An 18,974-nucleotide genomic window follows, 5' to 3' on the forward strand; every position below is an offset into this window, starting at 1 on the left:
ACAGTCCTTTGGGGGGCGGGCACATGCGCCATATCGGGCGTAAGAAACTTTAAACTAATGAATTATGGCCCGACTATTCTGTTGCGCGGGCGCGGGAACCGCTCCAAAGTCCGCGTCGAAATACGGGTGCGGAATCGAGGATTGTGGCATGCGTCGGGCCGGAAATGTTCTGTTCATCATCATCGACCAATTGCGGGCCGACTGCCTGAGCGGTGCCTTGGCTGACCATGTGGAATTGCCCAATCTGCGGGCGTTCATGGACGAGGCCGTCACCTTCACCCGCCATTTCTCGGTCACGAACCCCTGCGGCCCGTCGCGCGCGTCGATACTGACCGGGCAATATGCGATGAACCACCGGTCCGTGCGCAACGGCACGCCGCTGCGCCACGATACCCCGAACATCGCCACCGAGATGCGCAGGGCCGGGTATTTCCCGATGTTGTTCGGCTATACCGATACCTCGGCCGATCCGCGTGTACATGACCCGAATGACCCCGTGCTCAGGTCCTATGAACAGCCGATGGCCGGCTTTTTGGAAGTCCTCGAAATGCGGCTCGAGGAATCTTATCCCTGGCGGGCCTATCTGATGGACAAGGGATACAGTTTCGACACCTATTGGGACCTGTACAAACCGGTGTCGCCAATAGGTGGTGCGCCCAAGCTGAACGACCCCGCGCTGTACAAGGCCGAACACAGCGACACCGCCTTTCTGACCGACGCGTTTCTGCGTGACATTGCGCCGCGCCGGGGGCAGGACTGGTTCGCGCATCTTACTTACATTCGCCCGCATCCGCCGTTGGTCGCGCCCGCGCCTTACAATGACATGTATGACCCGGCGCAAGTGCCGCTGCCTGCGCAGCTTGGCGAGGAAGACGAACGGAATCTGCATCCGTTTTTTGGACCCGCGCTTGACAGTTCCACCGCCCGGGATTTCGTGCACGGGTTTGATGAAGTCGCACCGACCGATGACAACCTGCGCACCTTGCGGGCCGTTTATCTGGGTCTGGCGACCGAGGTCGACCACCACATTGGCCGGGTGATCCGGTACCTCAAAGACAGCGGCCAATATGACGACACGCTGCTGGTGATCACGGCGGATCACGGGGAAATGCTGGGGGATCGCCATAGCTGGGGCAAGATGACGGTCTTTGACGCGGCCTATCACACGTCCTTGATGATCCGCATGCCGGGCAATCAGGCACAGGCCGGGGCCTCGGTCACGGTGCCCACGGAATCGATCGACATAACGCCCACCATTCTGGACTGGGTGGACCAGCCGGTGCCCAATTCGATGGACGGGCGGTCCTTGTTGCCATTGCTGCAGGGAGGCATACCCGAAGACTGGCGCAGCTATTCCTTTAGCGAACTGGATTTTGCCAAACCTGAAAAGCCGACGCTGTGGCAACAACGGCTGGGCACCGGGAATAGTGACTCATGCCTTGGCATATTGCGGGACGACCGCTTCACCCTGATTGAGTTTGCAGCCGATTTGCCGCCGATCCTGTTCGACCATCAGGGCAAGGGAGAGTTCGAAAATGTGGCGCGCAGGCCTGAGTTTGCCGCAGACCTTGCGCGGTTGGGGCGGCAGATGCTGCGGCACCGGATGCGGAACATGGATCACACGCTGTCGCTGCACGCGATCACTGCGCAAGGCGCGACTTCCAAACCCAGATACTAGGTGCAGCGCGGGGCAAACAGGGGGCGAATTGGAATTCCTGCCCCGGACCCTCTACACCTGCACGTGTTCTGGTGTTACGCCTGAGCCAGCGGAGGGCTGAGTTGGACATCTCTGAACAGCGGGTAAAGGCGATGACGACCGCCGGTCTGAACCTGATCGGTCAGGCTCTGTCGATCTGTGACAGCGATCTGCGCCTTGTCGTCAGCAACCGGCGCTATCAGGAAATGTTCGATCTGCCGGACGCGCTTGTGCAGCCCGGAGCGTTGTTTGCCGATACAATCCGCTTCATCGCTGAACGAGGTGAATATGGCGACGATGTGGATGTCGACGAAATCGTGCACCTGCGCGTCACCCAGGCCTTGGCTTTCGAGCCGCACTACCTGGAGCGCGTCAGACCCAACGGGCAGGTGATCTCGGTCGAAGGTGCGCCGCTGCCGCAAGGCGGCTGGGTCGCGGTTTACACCGACATCACACGCACCAAACGGGCCGAAGACCTGCTGCGGGCGCGGTCCGAGGAATTGTCCGATCAGGTTCTCAGCCACGCCGAAGAGCTCTCGGCGGCCAACCGGCAGTTGGCGGCGACCAATTCGGCGCTGGAAGAGGCCAAGCGCGAACTGACCGAGATCGAAGCGCGCACGCGTATGACGACCGAAATGATGCCCGCTCATATCGCGCATCTGGATGGCGACGGGCGCTATGACTATTCCAACCGCCGGCTCAGTTCGGTTCTGCCAAGCCGCCCCTCGGACATACTGGGCATGCATATCTCGGACGCGCTCGGGGCCAATGCCTTCGCCCGGGTCGAGCCCCATCTGCAAAAGGCCTATGACGGTGAAACCTCGGTCTTTGAGTTTACCGAAGATCAGGACGCGCGGCGTATCCGGGTTTCGTTCACACCTGACGGTGCAGGGGGCGTGTATGTGATGTCTGTGGACATCACCGAAGAGACACAGGCCCGCGTTGCCCTGCAGCAGACCCGCCGCCGCGCCCTGGCGGCGCAGATGACCAGCGGATTGGCGCATGATTTTTCGAACCTGCTGACCATCATATTGGGTATGCAGGCCAGGCTGGACAGGATGGACCTGCCGGATGATGCGAAAGAGCTGATCGCCGCCACACAGCAAACCGCGCGGCGTGGCGGGCAATTGCTGAACCGCATCGCCGACATGACCGGCAATCGCACGCCGCAGCCACAGGCAACCGATATGAAGGGCCTGCTTGAAGACTTGCGGGTCCTGGCCTCCCCATCCTTGCCGCGCGGGATGGGGCTGTCGGTTGTCAACAACCTGCCGGATCAGGCGCTTATGCTGGATCCGGGCATGGTGCAGGATGCGCTGTTGAACCTTATTCTGAATGCGCGGGATGCCTGCGGGGCAACCGGCCAGATCACGATCAGTGCCCATGCTGTCGGAACGATCTGGATCGAAATCACCGTTTCCGACACCGGCCCCGGCTTCTCGGCCGAGGCGTTGGACAAGGCGCTGAACCCGTTCTTCACCACCAAAGGCAGCAAAGGCTCGGGGCTGGGCCTGCCGATGGTTTACGACACGGTCAAGCTGGCGGGTGGCGGGTTGAATTTGCGCAACACACCCTCTGGCGCGTCCGTGATCCTGCGACTGCCTTACCGGCCTGCGCCGCCGGTACAGGACGGGTTGGTTTTGCTGGTCGAGGACAATGCCGACCTGCGTGGCCAGTTCCGGGACATGCTTGTTGAACTGGGCTTTTCGGTGATCGAGGCGACATCCGTAGACGAGGCGCTTGCCCTTGCCCGGGACGTGGAGGACATCGGGTTGATACTGTCCGACGTCCTTCTGGAAGGCAAAGGCACCGGGCTCGATTTGTCGAAAACGATCAGGTCCGGGCTGCCTTGCATCCTGATGACATCTCTGCCGGATTCGGACCCTTTGTACCGGCAAGCGCTTGCCCTTGCGCCTGTGTTGCGCAAACCGTTTACACGGGCACAACTGGCCGCCCTGATCCGAACCGAGACGACCTCATGACCCAACCGCTTGTGACCATTCTTGACGACGAGCCTGAGATTCGGCGCATTCTTACCGATACGCTGGCAGATGCGGGGTTTCGGACCCAAAGCTTTTCACGGGCGCGAGAGTTCGAGGCCGCCCTGAACAGCGTCACACCCGACGTGTGCCTGGTGGATCTGTCTTTGCCGGATACAGATGGGCTGGCCCTGGTTCACCGGCTGGCGCTGGAACAGGGGGCCGCAGTCATCATCATTTCCGGTCGCGCGCAGGTGCAGGATCGGGTGACGGGGCTTGAACTGGGGGCGGATGACTACATCACCAAACCATTCGACCCGGTCGAGGTCGTCGCGCGCATCCGCGCAAGATTGCGGTCGCCGCAAGCGCGGACTGCACGATCTGACGTTGCGGACTTCAACGGATGGACGGCCCACTTCGACCGGTACGTTCTGGAAAATGCTAACGGGGCCGAAACCACTTTCAGCCACGCGGAAGGAGAAGTCCTGCGTCTGTTTCTGGAAAGCCCCAAAAGACTGATCAGCCGCGCCCAGATGCAGGAAACGCTGGGGGGTGCCGCGGGTGAGAGTTTCGACCGGGCGATGGACGTCCGGATTTCACGTCTGCGCACCAAGCTGGGCGAAGACCCCAAAAACCCCCGATTGATCAAGACTATTTACGGAGCAGGCTATATCTTTCTTGGCGACGTGAATTGGCGATGAGCACTGGATCACCTCGCGCAACTTCATTCTGACGCAACTGATATTGCGCGTATTCACTGCAACAAGCCGGATCAAGTGAGGGGGGTTCCTCGCCCGGCTGCCGTGAACATCCGCCATGCGCCGGTGAAACGGAACGACGCGTTGGTTGCCGATCGTTGACGGCACCTCATTCCCGCAAAGCCTGATCTTTGATCTTCACAACCGGCTGTATGATATAATCCAAAACCGATTTTCTTCCTGATAGCATGTCGACCTCGGCAATCATGCCCGGGATTATCTCGACGGCGACGCCATTTCCGTCCAGCATCGTGTTGCTGGTACGGATTTCCACTACAAAAACTTCCTCATCATTGCGCTCTGATCGGGTGATTGTGTCGGCACCGATGCGAATGATCTCGCCCTCCAGACCGCCGTAGCGGGCAAAATCATAGGCCGTTATCTTCACTTTGACTTTCTGGCCCGCATGTAAAAAGGCGATGTCTTCGGGTCGCACATAGGCTTCGACCAACAGAGAATCGTCCAGCGGGACAATCTCGATAAGTTCCTCGCCGCTTCGGGCCAGCCCGCCGATTGTGGTGCGGTGAATGCGGTTGACGATCCCGCGCACCGGCGATCGGACCTGCGCGCGCAGGGCCCTGTCACGCAAGGCGGGCAGGGTGGGTTGCAGCGCCGCCAGTTCTGCCGTTGCCAAGGCCAGATCGGTCAACGCGGCGCTGCGGAACCGGCTGCGCGTGGCCCGAATGCGATCGTCAATCTCGGTCAAACCGGATTTGAGCCGGCTGGTCGCGGCTTCGGCCCTGACTTTGTGCCCCTTCCATTCGGCCTCGCTGCGGCGCAGGGCCAAAAGGGTCGTTGCGGGTTCCATCCGGCTTTCCACAAGCGGAGCCATCATTGCGCGTTCTTCGGCCAGAACCTTTAGGGTTTCCTCGGCGGTGACCTGATCCACCAGGCCTTCTTCGTATTCCCGGTGCCGTTGCTGCCGCTGGCGTTCCAGAATCGCTATTTCCGCCTGCAACTCTGCCATCCGCCCCTGAAACAAGGCGGTTTCCGAACGCACGACCGTCGGCGCGCCTTTGATCAGTCGTGCTTCAAATTGCAACTCCGTTTCGTCGATTTCAGCCTGAAGTCGCTGCACACGGGCCATCAGACCAAAGGCCTTTTGTTGTTCCTGATTCAACTGGCTGTCAATCTGGGTGGCATCCAGTTCCATCAACAGGGCAGCTTTGTCCACAACCTGACCTTCGCGCACGTGCAAGGACTGCAAGACCCCGGGTTCCGTGGCCTCGATCACCTGCACGTCTCCCGAAGGGACGATCCGACCGTCCACGCGCGTCACGTCGTCCAACTCGGTCAGGTGAGCCCAAATTCCGGCGCATACCAGACAGGATAAAATCGCCAGCAGCAGGATCGAACCCCGCAGGGGCGAGCGGCCACGCATCTCGCGCGCAAGTGCTGCCAGATCAGGATGCTGCGACATTCAGATGCCTCCCCGCGCGGCGAGTGCGTTGCGACAGCAGGCTTTTCGGTCCATCGGCGCAGATCTTTCCGCCCTCGATCACAATGACCCTATCGACCAAGTCCAAAAGACTGGTTCGGTGGGTGACAATGACCATGGTGCTGTCTTTGGTGGCGTTCTTCAGACGCTGTACGACCTCTGCTTCGGTCTTGACATCCATGGCGCTGGTCGGTTCGTCGAACAAAAGAACCGGAGGCCGTCCGATCAACGCGCGGGCCAGAGCGATAGCCTGTTTCTGACCGCCCGACAGGCCTTCGCCCCGCTCAGCAATGCTAAGGTCGTAGCCTCCGGGATGCCGGGCGACGAATTCCTCCACCCCAGCAATGCGGCCCGCCTCGATCAGGTCTTCATCGCGAGGGCGGATTGCGCCACTGGTGATATTGTCCCGTACTGATCCTGAAAACAGCCAAATATCCTGCAATACCGAGCCGATATTGCGGCGCAGTTCGCCGGGGTCGATCTGGCGGATGTCCACACCATCAAGCATCACCGACCCAACCCGTGGCGTATAAAGCCCCAGAAGCAGACGTGTTATCGTGCTCTTGCCGGACCCAATTTGCCCGAGAATTGCAACTTTCTCACCGGGGTTGATCGTGAAGGACACGCCATTCAACGTATCCTCGGATTGATCCGGGTATGCGAAGTGGACATTGCTGAAAGAAATGCTGCCTTTGAAGCTGGACCGGCTGATCCAGGTGCGCCCATCCGGCCTTTCACTCTCGGCCCGCATCAGCGCATCAAGGTTCCGGTAGGCGCTGCGCGCCTGATTGGCGCGGGTCAGCGTTTGGGCGAGTTGCCCCAAGGGTGCTAGGGCGCGGCCGGTCAGCATGACGGAGGCAACCAACGCGCCCATGCTGGCCTGACCCTCCGTGATCAGAAACACACCACAGAAAACGATCAGGACCTGCGCGGCCTGCTGCGTAAAGCCCGTCAGGTTTAGGGCAAACTGAGTAACCGCCCGGCTGTGCGCACCATGCGCGGATTGCCGTTCAATCGCGGTTTTCCATCGTGCCCGCATCAGCCGTCCGGCGGCCGTAGTCTTTATGGTTTCCAAACCCGAGACCGCCTCGACAAGAATGGATTGCTTGGATTGACCGTCCGCTAGGCTCTTTTCCGCCATGCGCGACAAGACGGGCTGAACGGCGAGGCCGCATATCAGAACAATCGGAACCGCCAGAGCCGGTATCAGGGCAAGCGGCCCGCCGACCAGATAGATCACAAAGATGAACAGCCCGATGAAGGGCAGATCGACCACCGCGACCAGAGTTGCCGAGGTAAAGAACTCGCGCAAGGTTTCGAACTCGCGAATGGTGCTGGTGATCGCTCCGGTTGATCCTGTGCGCGATTTCATTCGAATGTTCAGCAGTTTGTCGAAAACACGCTGGCCCATAAACATGTCGGCCCTTTGGCCTGCCCGATCAATGAACCCGGCCCGCAGCAGTTTCAGGACAAAATCGAACACAAGCGCCAGACAAACCCCTGTCGTCAACGCGATCAGGGATGCCGTTGCTTCATTTGGCAAGACCCGATCGTAAACAACCATGATGAAGACCGATGTCGACAAACCCAGCAGGTTTGCCAGTGCGGCGGCCAGCGCCACCTGAGTGTATGACCAGCGGTTGGCGGCAAGGGCCGACCAGAACCAGTGCCCGTTAACCCCACCCGCGTCGACAGATGGTTCGTCGCGATTGTCGCGGCGAAACAAGATGGCGTAACCGGTATAGGTCCCGGTCAGGCTCTGTTCGGAAACCTCGCCGACGCCCTCGCCAAGCTCCGGGTCAAAAACAAGCAGCGCACCTGTGGTTGTTCGCCCATGATAGACAACGGCCCTGCCGTCTTGCAGAAACAGAATGGCCGGCACAAGAGTGTCGTCAAATTTGCCCAGTTTCCGCGCGCCATAGGCCGCCTGCAGCCCCGAGCGGTGGGCTACTGCCATGATGTCTCGTATTGCAAGATCGTCTTCGACGCCCGATTGAATTGCGTGCAAAGCGGCCAGGGTTAGTGGCCTGTCCAGCGTTGCAGCCACGTTCAAAAGACAGGCTTCATACGCGGTCGGTCCAGAGGGGTCGGATGTTTCAACAGGCCCGGTCATTGATCTTCCCTCCGGTCTTTCAGTGAAATGCCAAGCAGGTCCAGAATGTCGCCCGTCAGGCTCAGCGCCGCGTAGTTGGTTAGGAAAAAGCTCTGCTCGGACAGGATCAGGCGTTCTTGTGCATTCACATAATCCAGCTGCGCATCCAGAATTTCGATCAGGCTGCGGCGCCCGATTGTGAATTGCGCGCGCGTCGCCTCGAGGCTTTCGGCATTGGCAAGCGCCGCAGAACGGGCGGCCCCCAAACGTTCAGCGCCTGCTTTCTGGTCCGACCGGATGAAGGCCAGTTCGCGTCCTATCTCGCGAACCAGTGTTTCCCGTGCGAATTCGGCCTCTTTGACCCGGGCTTCGGCGGCGGCAATGGCGGCGCGGCGTTGTCCTGTGCTGTCGAGCTCGTAGTTCAAGGCCAGATCGACACCGAAATTGGCGTCGCGGCTGTCGTCCTGATTGGCAAAGGCTGCGACGCGAACGTCCGGTTGACGGCGGGCTTGTGCCGTCGCCCATTCGGCTTTGGCGGCGACTAACCCCGCATTCGCCCGACGGACCTGAGGGCTTTCGAGCACGATCTGAGTATCGCTGCGTTCAAGCATCGGCGCTGGGACGGGATCGGACAGAACACCGGCAGGGGTGCCAAAGACCTCGCGGAACCGCGCTTCTGCCCGATCAGCCCGCGTTTTTGCGTCGGCGAACCGGGTACGGGCGTCTGCCATGCGTGAGCGTGCCGTCAGCACGTCGGCATTCGATCCTGCCCCGCTGGCTGCGCGGCTTGAAATCTGACGAACCAGATCCTCATGCGCCGTTACATTCCGGGCGGTAATCTCAAGGATCTTTCGGCTGTCCAGAACCAGCACATAGGTTTCTATGGCGGCCAGAGCCGTTGCTGCCGCTGTCTGTATCTGATTTCCACGGCTCTCTAAAACTCGCGCCCGGGCGGCCGCCAGATCCCCGCGGGCTGCGCCGCCATCGTAGACCAATTGCGACACGCGGAGGTAGGGAGAGACATCGGCAATGTCAGAGTCAACGCGTTCGGATCGGGCATTTAGCCCCAGCGAGACCTGCGGCAAGAACGCACCCCTGGCCGCGAATTGGTTTGCCGTGGCGACCGCGATGCCGGTCTCGCTTTGGGCCAGAACCGGGCTGGTTTCCACGGCGGCTCGCACCCGCTGGCCAAAACTGTTTTGTGTCAGTTTTGCCGAAGGTCTTACGGCCCCGGACCCGGCAAAGCCGCCAGTGAACGAGGCTTCTTCCGGCGCAAGATCCGGCACCGGCGTGCAGGCACCGATTTGGCAGGCCAGGATCAGGGCGGAAATCAGATGGAGGTTTCGATTAACCTGCGGCATCAAGGTCCTCCGGTTCGGAGTAGTAGACAGTCGCATTGAGTTGATGCGCGTCGGCCATTGCATCCAGAAACCCGGCGACACCAGAAGTCGCATCGTGCTCCGAAGTCGGTGAAGGCTGGCTCAACCGGTGTTGCGCGCGCAGTACCCATGCCCCGTGCTGCAGGGACAGATGGTGGGCGTGTATCATTCGCCAGACATTGCTTTCTGTCAGAGCCGCTCTTTGACATTGCGGTAGTTTTTTCAGCGCATCCGCGTCCACGGTGAGGAGCCTGTCTGGAAACCGTATCCCTTGAAAATCTCTCAGGGGCGAAAAAAGCTTCATCTTATCAATGATCTGGCAAAGCCTGCGCGTTTCCTTGACTGCATATGACCTAGCCCGGAGAAAGGCGCATACTTTTTCCAGTTCCGGAGCCAGCCGACCCGAGCTGTCAAAAAACGCCTCTCCGTCAGAGTCGTCAGAGACAAGACCCAGTGTTTCATCGACCATCAGGTGAAACTGTTTTGAACCGGTACACTCATCTGCCGCGTGCTGCCCCGCGTGAAACGGGGGACAGCGCAGGGCAGACGGGACATATGTGGCCAGCCAGGTGCCAGTTTCAGAGACAAACGGTGATGCAACTTCGGGCATCATGGACAGCAGAGCCACAGGTTCAGGACCAGCTCCCAAATCCCGAAACGCGATCGGAAAGTTTGCCGCCGCTTGGAAAACCTCTGTTTCCACGATTGGACACTCGGTGCGGTACCGGGCGAACGCATATGACAAAAAGCGCCGCCACGACCTGTGCCCATGTCGGGAAAAGCTGACCGGGTATAAACCATTCTGAGTCATAACCGCCTCGCGAAACCTGAATCTAGCAACAGTAGGTTTGTCGGCTCAGGCCGAGGCCCCTGTTGGGTCGGTGTGAAGGATGTTGTCCGCGGTCAAACCGCTCAGATCAGCGAGGCCATCAAACACCGCGACTGTTTCAACCAAAGCCGTATCCGACGCGGAGTAGTCGACCTTGACCAGCACACTGTCCGTTCCATCCGTTGCAAGCAGATAGAGTTCGTCTCCGGACTGCGCGCCGGCGAAGCTTTCAACCGCGGTTTCAAGTGTGCCCTGGTTGAGGTCTGACAGAACCGTGGTCAGACCAACAAATCCGGTGTCCATTCCAAGCGCGGCGCCGACCGTCATAAGTTCCATATCCGTGCCGTTCCCGCGCAGGGTTGAGACATTCAGCCCGCTGAACAGCAAGGCGTCCGAGACCTCTGTCGCAGTGCCGAGGGTGAAGCCGGTGATGGTATCAACGCCATTATCTGTCGGGCTCGCTTCGAACACGACGACGTCCCGGCCCGCTTCGGTAACATCAATGGTATCGTCACCATCGCCACCGCGGATAAATGTGTCTGTATCCACAGCAGACAGCGTGTCTTCGCCGTCCGTTCCCAGGACAAAAACGGTTGGGCCACCGTCGGGCGTTGTGAGTGTCAACTCGATTGGCTGGTTGGGGTCCTGAACCGTCATGGTGAAGGTGACCAAGGGTTGAGACAGATCAGTGAACGTGGTCGCAGCCCCGGCGAAGTTGATGGTATCACCGACGCCCGGGTTCGCCAGGAACAGATCAAATTCGCCGTTTTCCGCGTCTGATCCTATGTCGAACGTGGCAACCGCAGAGTCGAACTGCAGTTCCGCAGTCATGGCCAGACCGCTCGAGATGTCACGGTCCTCGTCCGCGTGGATGGCGAATGTGACCGTCGATCCACTGCGCCCGACTTCGGTCAGCACATAGGCAGCGGGGACATGAGCCGTGACGTCACCGGACACCGGAGCGGGATCGGCCCCGCCGGACACGGTTGCCTGAGCGGTGAAATTCAGGTCGTCGCCCGCCTGAGTCCCGGAAAACTCCGATGCTGGAACAGTCACTGACCAAGAGCCGTCCGCTGCCACTGTCGCGGTGCCTGCAGAAGACCCGTTCAGCAGCACGTCGACGGCCTGTCCCGCAACCAGCCCGGCGGAGGAACCGCTGACCACGACGCCGGTACCCTGCGCATCCGCCAATGACACCGCGCCATTCGAGCCGATAGAATCCAGGCTGAGAACAGGGCGGAAATCGGTCGTGATGGATGTTGGAGTCGCACTGGTTGTATTCCCCGCCGCGTCGCTCACCGTGGCGGTAAGGTTGAAGGTCGTCGCGTCTGCCAGAGCTCCCAAATCTGCCGCCGGCACCGTAGTAGTCCACACGCCGCCCGACGCAGCTGCTGTGTAGGTCTGGCCGCCAAGCGTGACCGAAACGGTCTGCCCATCTTCTGCTGTGGTGGTTCCCGAGATGTCGAGATCGACATCTTTTTCAGCCACGTCCAGCACAGCCCCGACCGAAAGCGGGTTCACGGTGACAACTGGCGCCGCGAAATCGGTCGCGAAGGCAGCGGTATCCTGATTGCTGTTGCCAGCCGCATCCGAGACCGAGGCGGCAACGCGGTAGGTTTCGGCGTTAGCCAGTCCGCTCAGGTCCGAGGCGGTTGCGGTAAAGGTCCAGGCTCCGCCGGAAACGGTCGCCGTCCCGCTGACATCGACGGTTCCGTCCGACCTTTCGATTTGAACCGCGATCAGAGTGCCGTCAGCTGCGTCGGTTGTTCCGGAAACGGTCAGGTCTGTGCCCTGTTCGGCTGCATTCATGACCGCCCCGTCGGACAGGCTCGTGATTGCGACGGTCGGAGGGGTAAAGTCAGTGTCAAAACTGCCGTTGGCCTGAGGGGCCGCGTTGCCCGCCGCGTCAGAGACGTCTGCGGTGACGGCAATGGTCGCTCCGTCCGACAAGGCCGCGAGGTCTGCGGCAGGGACGGTGGTACTCCAGGCTCCGCCTGTGGCGGTGCCCGTGTAAGTCTGGCCGTTCATGGAAACAGTCACGATCTGCCCATCTTCGGCAGTGGTTGAACCGGAAATGACCAGATCGGTTCCTTGCTCGGCCGCGTTCAGCACAGAGCCGTTCGAGAAACTGTCGATGCTCAAGCTTGGCGCGCTGATGTCTTTTGCCACCGGAACACTGGCCTGGGGCGCGGCAAGCCCGTCGCTGTCCGACACATCGGCGGTGACGGTGAAGGTGCCACCATCGGCCAGCGCGCCGAGGTCCAGAGCGGGGACGGTAACGCTCCAACTGCCTCCGGAAACGGTGCTGGTGTAAGTCTGGCCATCCAATGTGACGGTGACTTGCTGGCCATCGCCAACATTGGCAGTTGATCCGGTGATTGACAGGTCCGACCCGACCTCGGCCGCGTTGATCACGGCGCCGACGGACAGAGGTGCGATCGTGATCGATGGGCCGGTCAGGTCGACAGGCACCGCAACCGAAACCGGAAGCGCCGGGTTGCCTGCCGGGTCGGTGACGCTCACGCCTATGGCGACGGGCGATCCGTTTGTCAGGCTGGCCAGATCGGCGCTGGGAACCGTGACGCTCCAACTACCGCCGCTGGCGGCGGCGGTATAGGTCTGGCCGTTGAACACGACGGTCACCATCTGCCCGTCCTCGGCTGTTGTGGTCCCGGACAGGCTCAGATCGCTGCCCACATCCAAAAGATCGATCGAACCACCTGCGACCGGGTCGAGTGTCACAGTGGGGGCGGTGAAATCGGTGTCGAAGCTGCTGGTGGCCTGTGCGGCCGGATTGCCCGCGCTGTCGGACACATCTGCGGTGACAGAGACAGTGGAGCCATCCGTCAGAGAGGACAGATCGGCGGCAGGGACGGTCACGCTCCACTGTCCGCCCGCGACGGTACCGGAATAGGTTTGGCCATTGACCGTTACCGTAACGTTTTGTCCGTCCTCGGCATTTGTGGTGCCCGAGACGGTCAGATCGGTGGTCTGTTCGGCAGAGTTCAAGACGACCCCATCCGAAAATCCGGTGATCGACAGGGTGGGAGGCACCGTGTCGATGTCGAATTCAACAGTCTCAACCGAAATCTCCTGACCCGACTCGTCCAGGTTTCGGATCGTCACAGTGGTTACACCCTGCGGCAGACTACCGGCCTCAGCCGCTGTCAGAGACAGGCTCCACGTTCCGTCTTCATTGGGCTCCACCGTTTTGACCAGCGATCCGATTTTCACTTCGACGGTCGAAGTGCCTTCGGGCGCGGTCGAGTTTGTGCTGCTGCTGTTCAAAGCGGCAGACTGCACCTGCGCAAGGTTAAGACCGGGGAAGGTGGGCGCGGGCTCGGGGTCGTCGGACCCGCCACCGCCGCCGCCACCTGCGCCAGCGGCTGCCGCCCCGGCCAGTCCGACACCACCCAAGGCCGCGCCAACACTGCTGATGCCGCTGGTCGCAGCTGCGGCACCGCCGGCTTCGGCGACGCTGAGCTGTGCAATTTCACCGACCACTTCCTCGGCAATCATGATTGCGCCGCCCTCGAGGACCTGCACATTCTCGGCTGCCACGATCATCGTGCGGCCGTCCGCCATTTTCAGAAGCACGTCGCCGTTCTTGAGCATCTTGACGGACCGCACCCCCGGAATGGCTTCGGCGAACTGAAAGGCATAAAGCTCTTCAATCGTGGCCTGAGACAGCGCGGGCAAAGCGGTCAGCATGGACCCGAGCCCGCCGGCAATCCCGCGTCCGGAGCAGCGGCGCAGTTTGCCGTCAATCCAATTGCGGACGTTGTGCTTGTGTTCCGTATCCGGATGATCTGCGGCCGGACGGGTGTTGGAATCGGGTGCTTTAGTCATCTTTCCCTCACATTTGGTTGTTGCAATCTGCCGGTGGGGGCGGGCTGCCCGGTCAAGGTTCTGTTCATCTGTCTTGCCGTCTGACGATTGCTGCGATCGGACCAGAAAAAATTTGAGTTAAACCGAAACCGAACTCCTTTTTTTCACCACATTTCCGTTTTGGTTTTGGCCTTGGCATCGGATCATCCTGTTTTTAGTGCCAGGGGAGGCATAGGGGGTGACGGGTATGAGGCTTCGGTTCGAAAGTGTGGCTGCAACGGCGAGCGCGGCGTTCGATTCAGGTATCGGCGATACGGCTTTAAAAACGCTTAACGGGGACACGTATCTGTATTCAGTCTCGGGCCCGCTCGGTGGCGTCGCCGTCTGGCGACTGGTCGAGGGCAACCTGCCGCAGCTTGTGGATACCGAATATTACGGGGGGACGATCACCCTTCAGGTGGGCCGAACTGCAACGCCGGTCACGCTGGCGGGAACCGAACATCTTGTGCTGGATGTGGACACGGCGACGGGGTTGGTCAGTTATGGGCTGAACGCTGACGGCTCGGTCGGCAGCCTGCGGGAAACCGGAACCCTGACAGGGGGCGGAGATATCCCGGCCCTTGTCCAGATTTCACTGGATACCACAAATATTCTGGCCGTTGCGCATGAGGATACCGGCCAGATCGGGACCTATTTTGTCAACAGTGACGGGACGCTCAGCCTGGCAGAGCTGGTGGCGGGGCAGGCTAATTCCATCCAGACGGTGCAGGCCGGGTCTGGGCACTTCGTGATCGCGTCAGATGCCGCTGGCAACGCGATTTCGACCTATCATTTGGATCAGGGAACGGGCACGCTCAGCGCAATCGACAACAGCGCGGCCACGTCTACATTGGGCATTGCCACGCCCACCGCGTTGGAGGTGGTCGAAGTGTACGGCCAGTCCTGGGTGATCGTGGCAGGGTCGGATTCTCATTCGATCAGCGTCATGAAGCTGGGCAGCAACGGCAGCCTCAGCCCCACCGACCACGTTCTGGATACCCGTTTTACCCGGTTCGAATCGGTGCAGGACATGGCGGTCGTCGAAGTGGATGGACGCGCCTTTGTCGTCGCCGGTGGAGCGGACGGGGGCGTAACCCTGTTCACCCTGACGCCCGATGGCCAGTTGATCCACCTGGACAGTTTTGAGGATACGCTGGCGACCGGCCTGCAAAACATCCAGTCGCTGAGCGTCGCCCATGTTGGCGATGAGTTGCAGATCTTTGCCGCGTCACTACAGGACGCAGGGCTGACGCAACTCACCACCTCGGTCGCGGATCTGGGCGTGGTGCGCGAAGGGTTTGGCACCGTCAATGGCACGGCCCTTGATGATATGCTGACGGGTGGCGTGCTGAGTTCCACTCTGTTGGGCGGGGCCGGTGACGATATTCTGATCGCAGGCACCGGGGCAACCACCATGACCGGCGGGGCAGGGGCCGATATCTTTGTCATGCAATGGGGAAGCGACCCCACAACGATTTCCGATTTCGAGGTCGGAGTCGACCGGCTGGATATGTTCGACTTCATGCTGTTGCGGACGCCGTCCCAACTGACCTTTACGACGACCGCGCAGGGGGCCGATATCGAATATCGCGGCCAGACCGTTCAGGTCCACTCGGCAGCCGGAGGCGGGCTGACCAGCGCCGAAATATTCGGACCCGGCTTTGGTGGCCCCGATCACATTCCGGTGGATTTCGGAGATTTCGGCGGGCTGGACCCGGACAGTTCCGGCGGCATACAGGGCGATGTTACCGTCAATTCGGAAACCGCCAATCCGGGGTTTTCGGATGCCGAGATTCGCTTTACCCCGGACGGCGGTGGGACTGTGGTGGCGACGGCGGACAGCACCGGTCAGTTCGATCTGGACCTGCCGGACGGAACATTCCCCGGAGAGTTGGAGATCGTCAAAACCTACTCCACCGCCAGCGGCGAAATCACCGCCCTTGATGCGCTGCAGGTTCTGCGCCTTGCGGTCGGGCTTGATCCGACCTGGGGCAGTGCAGAGCCCGAGAATCTGATTGCTGCCGATATCAATCAAGACGGGACAATTAATGCGCTGGACGCTTTGGCGATCCTGCAGGTGGCGGTCGGCCAGCCCACGCCGAACGAGGCGGAATGGGTGTTTCTGGACGCCAACGCTGATCTGTCCGGGATCACGAGCAACAATGTGGTTTACGAAACGGGTATGGATGTTGTGGCTGTGGACGGCGTGATTTCCGCGGATATGACGTCGATCCTCTTGGGCAATCTCGAGGCCGTCTGAACCGTGCATAAAGTCCAGACGGACCCAACCGTCACGAAATTTTCAAAGGCCTCTGCTCGGCAATCGCTTCCATCGAGAAATAAGAGGTTACAGCATCCAGCTCGACCGTCGAAATCAGGCGCTGATAGACCTGATCGTATGTGTTCATATCCTCGGTAATGACCTTGATCATGTAATCGTAATCCCCTCCGATCCGAAAAAAGTCGATAACGTCCGGGATGAGCAGAACCGCCCGGCGGAATTCATCCAGCCAATCGGCGGAATGATGTCGGGTTTTGACCATCATGAAAACGACCAGCCCCAGCCCCAGCTTTTCGCGGTTCAGAACTACGGTAGAGCCGACAATGATGCCGCTCTCATTCAGCTTCTGCAAACGCCGCCAGCACGCGTTCTGCGACAGGTTGACCCGTTCGGCCAACTCACGCTGCGACAAGGAGCTGTCTTTTTGCAGTTCCTCGATAATCCTTAAGTCTTTTCTATCCATTTTCGCGAGTTTCCCGTTCAATTGACCCATCATTTTGAAAAACTTAGAGGGTTTTCGCATGTATGGGAAGAACAGGCACGGTCGGTTATGCGCACTCAGGCGACCTCCAATGCGTCCGAGGCGATGGTGAACCGCGCGGTGGCCGGGTCGGCTGTGTAGTGCGGTTCCAACTCCTCCAAACGCGTTGTCAGGTCATTCACGCTGTTGATGATGTAGCGCGCTTTGCTGTCATCCATCAAATAGCTGAAATTCAGGCGGACCCAGCCGGGTTTCAGCAACTCCTTGCCCGCATTCAGGTCGTTGAACAGCGCATCGGAATGTGGACGGTCGATGCCCAGCAGCCGGTGCGCATAGGGACCGGCGCAGGCGCAGCCGCCCCGGGTCTGGATGCCGTATACATCGCTGAGCATCCGGGTGAACAGCTGGTGATGGAACGGAGACCCGTAGGCGCGGGTGACCCGGAATGAGAAAATGGGAAGCCGGTCTGGATGCTCTGTTCCCAGCAGCGTCAGCTGCGGGTTCTGCGACCATGCCTGAATGGCCATCTTGTTCATCTCGGCCTCGCGCGCCGAAATGAAGGCCTGCCCGATCTCGTCCTTGACGATAAAGGCGAGCGCGGCGCGGATGTCGCCGACAACGTTGGGCGTACCTGCCTCTTCCCGGGCGGCGATGTTCGAGGTGTAGCAATGGCTCCAGGGCGAAACGAACGTAACGGTGCCGCCGCCGGGCCAGGATGGGGTTTCCCGGCACACCGCCGCGTCGCGCACGATCAGCACTCCGCTGCCGCCCGGCCCGCCGGGAAACTTGTGTGGCGAGACGACTACTGCATCCATTTGCGCGTCGGGGGCCGGGTTCATATCGACTGGCAGGTAGGGCCCGCCGCCGGCGTAATCCCAGACCGCCAGCGCGCCGTACGATTTGAGCAGCCGGGTCACCTCATCGGGCTGCGTGACAATGCCGGTCACGTTGGAGGCGGCGGAGAAACTGCCGATCTTCACAACCGCATCTGCATGGTCTTTCAAAGCAGCCTCAAGCACGTCCATATCCGGGCCGCCGGTTGCGGCCTCGGGAATCTCGACCACCTCGGCGTTGGATTCGCGCCATGGCAACAGGTTTGAATGGTGCTCATAGGGGCCGACAAAAACCACAGCCTTCTGGGCTTCATTGACGCCAAACAAGGGAACCAGACGGTTCAGACCAGCGGTCGCGCCCGAACCTGCGAAGATCACGCTGCAGCCTTCGGCATTGGTGAGCCGCGCGATTTCTGCACGAGCCTCTGCGCGCAGCCGTGTCATGTAGGCGCCGCAATAAGACGCCTCGGTATGGCTGTTGGCATAGAAGGGCAGCACCTTGTCCCGGATGTAATCCTCGACCTGAGCCAGTGCGCGACCGGAAGCCACGTAGTCAGCATAGACAAGCGAAACGTCCCCAAACAGACCCGGAATCGAAACCCCGTCGCCGATCACGCCGTCACGCAGATCGCGTACCAGATCACAGGATTGCAGGGATTGGCGGAAATCAGACAACGACATTGGGATTCTCCTTTGAAAGAGAATCTATGTACAGTCCGGCAGAAAAGTGACCCAATCTTTGCGCTATTGTCACTCTGTTTGAGTATTTTGAACGAGCAAGTCGTGGTTCATTGGTGAAAATACTCTTTCGCGCCCTTCCGGGGCCAACATCTGCCGGACGCCATGCCCTTAAGGCGCGATAAACGGTTGAAAGGTCGAGCCGAGAGTGCTTCCATCAATCCAAACGTTCTGTTTGCAGCTTTTTTTGAAGGTTTTGGTGTAAAGGAGTACGATTTGATGATCAGAAAATACCTCGGGGCGGTCTGCGCGATTTCAATGTTTGCAGCCTCCGCCAGCGCGACCGAGAACAACAGTTCCTCGGACGTCACCATCTCCTGCAATCAGCACGGGGCGGTCGTGAAAACGGCCAACGGTGCGACCTACTACCTTGGCAACAGCTGCGACGCCTCGCAGCCGGGCGTGGGGGAGGGCAGATGGTGGTTCGCCGCATCGGCATTTATCATCGAAATCAACGGCAAATCCGTACGCTTTGCGCGTGACCTGACCTGCAACGTGCCGTTTTGCCGCCCGTGAGGGATTGGCCAAAAACGCGGTGATCTGATGCGGATACTGGTTGCGATGTTCCTGCTTAGCGCGTCTCCGGTCGTCGCCACGCCGGAT

At 60.2% G+C, this 18,974-nt stretch carries 12 protein-coding genes; 5 read left to right on the forward strand and 7 right to left on the reverse strand.

From position 1 onward, the window contains the following. The first annotated feature begins 148 nt into the window (after positions 1 to 148). The 3 genes from ACR0EZ_RS05030 (at position 149) to ACR0EZ_RS05040 (ending at position 4,376) form a co-directional block, all read left to right on the forward strand. Positions 149 to 1,678 carry a sulfatase-like hydrolase/transferase gene (locus ACR0EZ_RS05030; RefSeq protein ID WP_480611533.1) on the forward strand — a complete coding sequence of 510 codons (1,530 nt, stop codon included), beginning with the start codon at positions 149 to 151 and terminating at the stop codon, positions 1,676 to 1,678. Between the two features lie 131 nt (positions 1,679 to 1,809). Continuing rightward, the gene (locus ACR0EZ_RS05035) at positions 1,810 to 3,678 is read left to right on the forward strand and encodes a PAS-domain containing protein (protein ID WP_480611806.1); all 1,869 of its coding nucleotides are present in this window, start codon (positions 1,810 to 1,812) and stop codon (positions 3,676 to 3,678) included. Continuing rightward, a complete protein-coding gene (locus ACR0EZ_RS05040; protein WP_480611534.1) occupies positions 3,675 to 4,376 on the forward strand; it encodes a response regulator transcription factor in 702 nt (233 codons plus the stop codon). The genes ACR0EZ_RS05035 and ACR0EZ_RS05040 overlap by 4 nt, the downstream gene beginning before the upstream one ends. A 166-nt stretch (positions 4,377 to 4,542) precedes the next feature. On the opposite strand, the gene ACR0EZ_RS05045 is transcribed toward ACR0EZ_RS05040, so the two are convergent. From ACR0EZ_RS05045 to ACR0EZ_RS05065, 5 genes are read right to left on the reverse strand one after another with little or no spacing between them, the layout of a single operon-like run. After that, the gene (locus tag ACR0EZ_RS05045; protein ID WP_480611535.1) at positions 4,543 to 5,853 is read right to left on the reverse strand and encodes an HlyD family type I secretion periplasmic adaptor subunit; all 1,311 of its coding nucleotides are present in this window, start codon (positions 5,851 to 5,853) and stop codon (positions 4,543 to 4,545) included. Then, positions 5,837 to 7,984: a type I secretion system permease/ATPase gene (locus ACR0EZ_RS05050; RefSeq protein WP_480611536.1), complete on the reverse strand. Its 2,148-nt coding sequence runs from the start codon at positions 7,982 to 7,984 to the stop codon at positions 5,837 to 5,839. The genes ACR0EZ_RS05045 and ACR0EZ_RS05050 overlap by 17 nt, the downstream gene beginning before the upstream one ends. Next, positions 7,981 to 9,324 carry a TolC family protein gene (locus ACR0EZ_RS05055; RefSeq protein ID WP_480611537.1) on the reverse strand — a complete coding sequence of 448 codons (1,344 nt, stop codon included), beginning with the start codon at positions 9,322 to 9,324 and terminating at the stop codon, positions 7,981 to 7,983. The genes ACR0EZ_RS05050 and ACR0EZ_RS05055 overlap by 4 nt, the downstream gene beginning before the upstream one ends. Beyond that, the gene (locus ACR0EZ_RS05060) at positions 9,311 to 10,153 is read right to left on the reverse strand and encodes a SapC family protein (protein WP_480611538.1); all 843 of its coding nucleotides are present in this window, start codon (positions 10,151 to 10,153) and stop codon (positions 9,311 to 9,313) included. Before ACR0EZ_RS05060 ends, ACR0EZ_RS05055 begins: the two co-directional genes overlap by 14 nt. 45 nt (positions 10,154 to 10,198) lie before the next feature. After that, complete coding sequence (locus tag ACR0EZ_RS05065) at positions 10,199 to 14,020, reverse strand: beta strand repeat-containing protein (protein WP_480611539.1); 3,822 nt, start codon at positions 14,018 to 14,020, stop codon at positions 10,199 to 10,201. 226 nt (positions 14,021 to 14,246) lie between these two features. Here ACR0EZ_RS05065 and ACR0EZ_RS05070 point away from each other — a divergent pair, with 226 nt between their 5' ends. Beyond that, positions 14,247 to 16,298 carry a dockerin type I domain-containing protein gene (locus tag ACR0EZ_RS05070; protein ID WP_480611540.1) on the forward strand — a complete coding sequence of 684 codons (2,052 nt, stop codon included), beginning with the start codon at positions 14,247 to 14,249 and terminating at the stop codon, positions 16,296 to 16,298. Positions 16,299 to 16,329: 31 nt separating this feature from the next. On the opposite strand, the gene ACR0EZ_RS05075 is transcribed toward ACR0EZ_RS05070, so the two are convergent. Together ACR0EZ_RS05075 and ACR0EZ_RS05080 are read right to left on the reverse strand one after the other, a co-directional pair. Beyond that, positions 16,330 to 16,782: an Lrp/AsnC family transcriptional regulator gene (locus tag ACR0EZ_RS05075; protein ID WP_480611541.1), complete on the reverse strand. Its 453-nt coding sequence runs from the start codon at positions 16,780 to 16,782 to the stop codon at positions 16,330 to 16,332. A 95-nt stretch (positions 16,783 to 16,877) separates the two neighbouring features. Then, positions 16,878 to 18,314: an aminotransferase class V-fold PLP-dependent enzyme gene (locus tag ACR0EZ_RS05080; protein ID WP_480611542.1), complete on the reverse strand. Its 1,437-nt coding sequence runs from the start codon at positions 18,312 to 18,314 to the stop codon at positions 16,878 to 16,880. A 162-nt stretch (positions 18,315 to 18,476) separates the two neighbouring features. Between ACR0EZ_RS05080 and ACR0EZ_RS05085 the strand changes: the two genes are divergently transcribed. Next, positions 18,477 to 18,887: a hypothetical protein gene (locus ACR0EZ_RS05085; RefSeq protein WP_480611543.1), complete on the forward strand. Its 411-nt coding sequence runs from the start codon at positions 18,477 to 18,479 to the stop codon at positions 18,885 to 18,887. Positions 18,888 to 18,974 lie beyond the last annotated feature (87 nt).

This window comes from Ruegeria sp. AK4, from assembly GCF_056541025.1.

What these genes read in the sequence shown, in the direction of transcription:
- ACR0EZ_RS05035 (WP_480611806.1), top strand. Translation starts at nt 1,810, where the DNA reads ATGACGACCGCCGGTCTGAACCTGATCGGTCAGGCTCTGTCGATCTGT.
- ACR0EZ_RS05060 (WP_480611538.1), bottom strand. Translation starts at nt 10,153, where the DNA reads ATGACTCAGAATGGTTTATACCCGGTCAGCTTTTCCCGACATGGGCAC.
- ACR0EZ_RS05075 (WP_480611541.1), bottom strand. Translation starts at nt 16,782, where the DNA reads ATGGATAGAAAAGACTTAAGGATTATCGAGGAACTGCAAAAAGACAGC.
- ACR0EZ_RS05070 (WP_480611540.1), top strand. Translation starts at nt 14,247, where the DNA reads ATGAGGCTTCGGTTCGAAAGTGTGGCTGCAACGGCGAGCGCGGCGTTC.
- ACR0EZ_RS05040 (WP_480611534.1), top strand. Translation starts at nt 3,675, where the DNA reads ATGACCCAACCGCTTGTGACCATTCTTGACGACGAGCCTGAGATTCGG.
- ACR0EZ_RS05030 (WP_480611533.1), top strand. Translation starts at nt 149, where the DNA reads ATGCGTCGGGCCGGAAATGTTCTGTTCATCATCATCGACCAATTGCGG.
- ACR0EZ_RS05080 (WP_480611542.1), bottom strand. Translation starts at nt 18,314, where the DNA reads ATGTCGTTGTCTGATTTCCGCCAATCCCTGCAATCCTGTGATCTGGTA.
- ACR0EZ_RS05085 (WP_480611543.1), top strand. Translation starts at nt 18,477, where the DNA reads ATGCCCTTAAGGCGCGATAAACGGTTGAAAGGTCGAGCCGAGAGTGCT.
- ACR0EZ_RS05055 (WP_480611537.1), bottom strand. Translation starts at nt 9,324, where the DNA reads ATGCCGCAGGTTAATCGAAACCTCCATCTGATTTCCGCCCTGATCCTG.
- ACR0EZ_RS05045 (WP_480611535.1), bottom strand. Translation starts at nt 5,853, where the DNA reads ATGTCGCAGCATCCTGATCTGGCAGCACTTGCGCGCGAGATGCGTGGC.
- ACR0EZ_RS05065 (WP_480611539.1), bottom strand. Translation starts at nt 14,020, where the DNA reads ATGACTAAAGCACCCGATTCCAACACCCGTCCGGCCGCAGATCATCCG.
- ACR0EZ_RS05050 (WP_480611536.1), bottom strand. Translation starts at nt 7,984, where the DNA reads ATGACCGGGCCTGTTGAAACATCCGACCCCTCTGGACCGACCGCGTAT.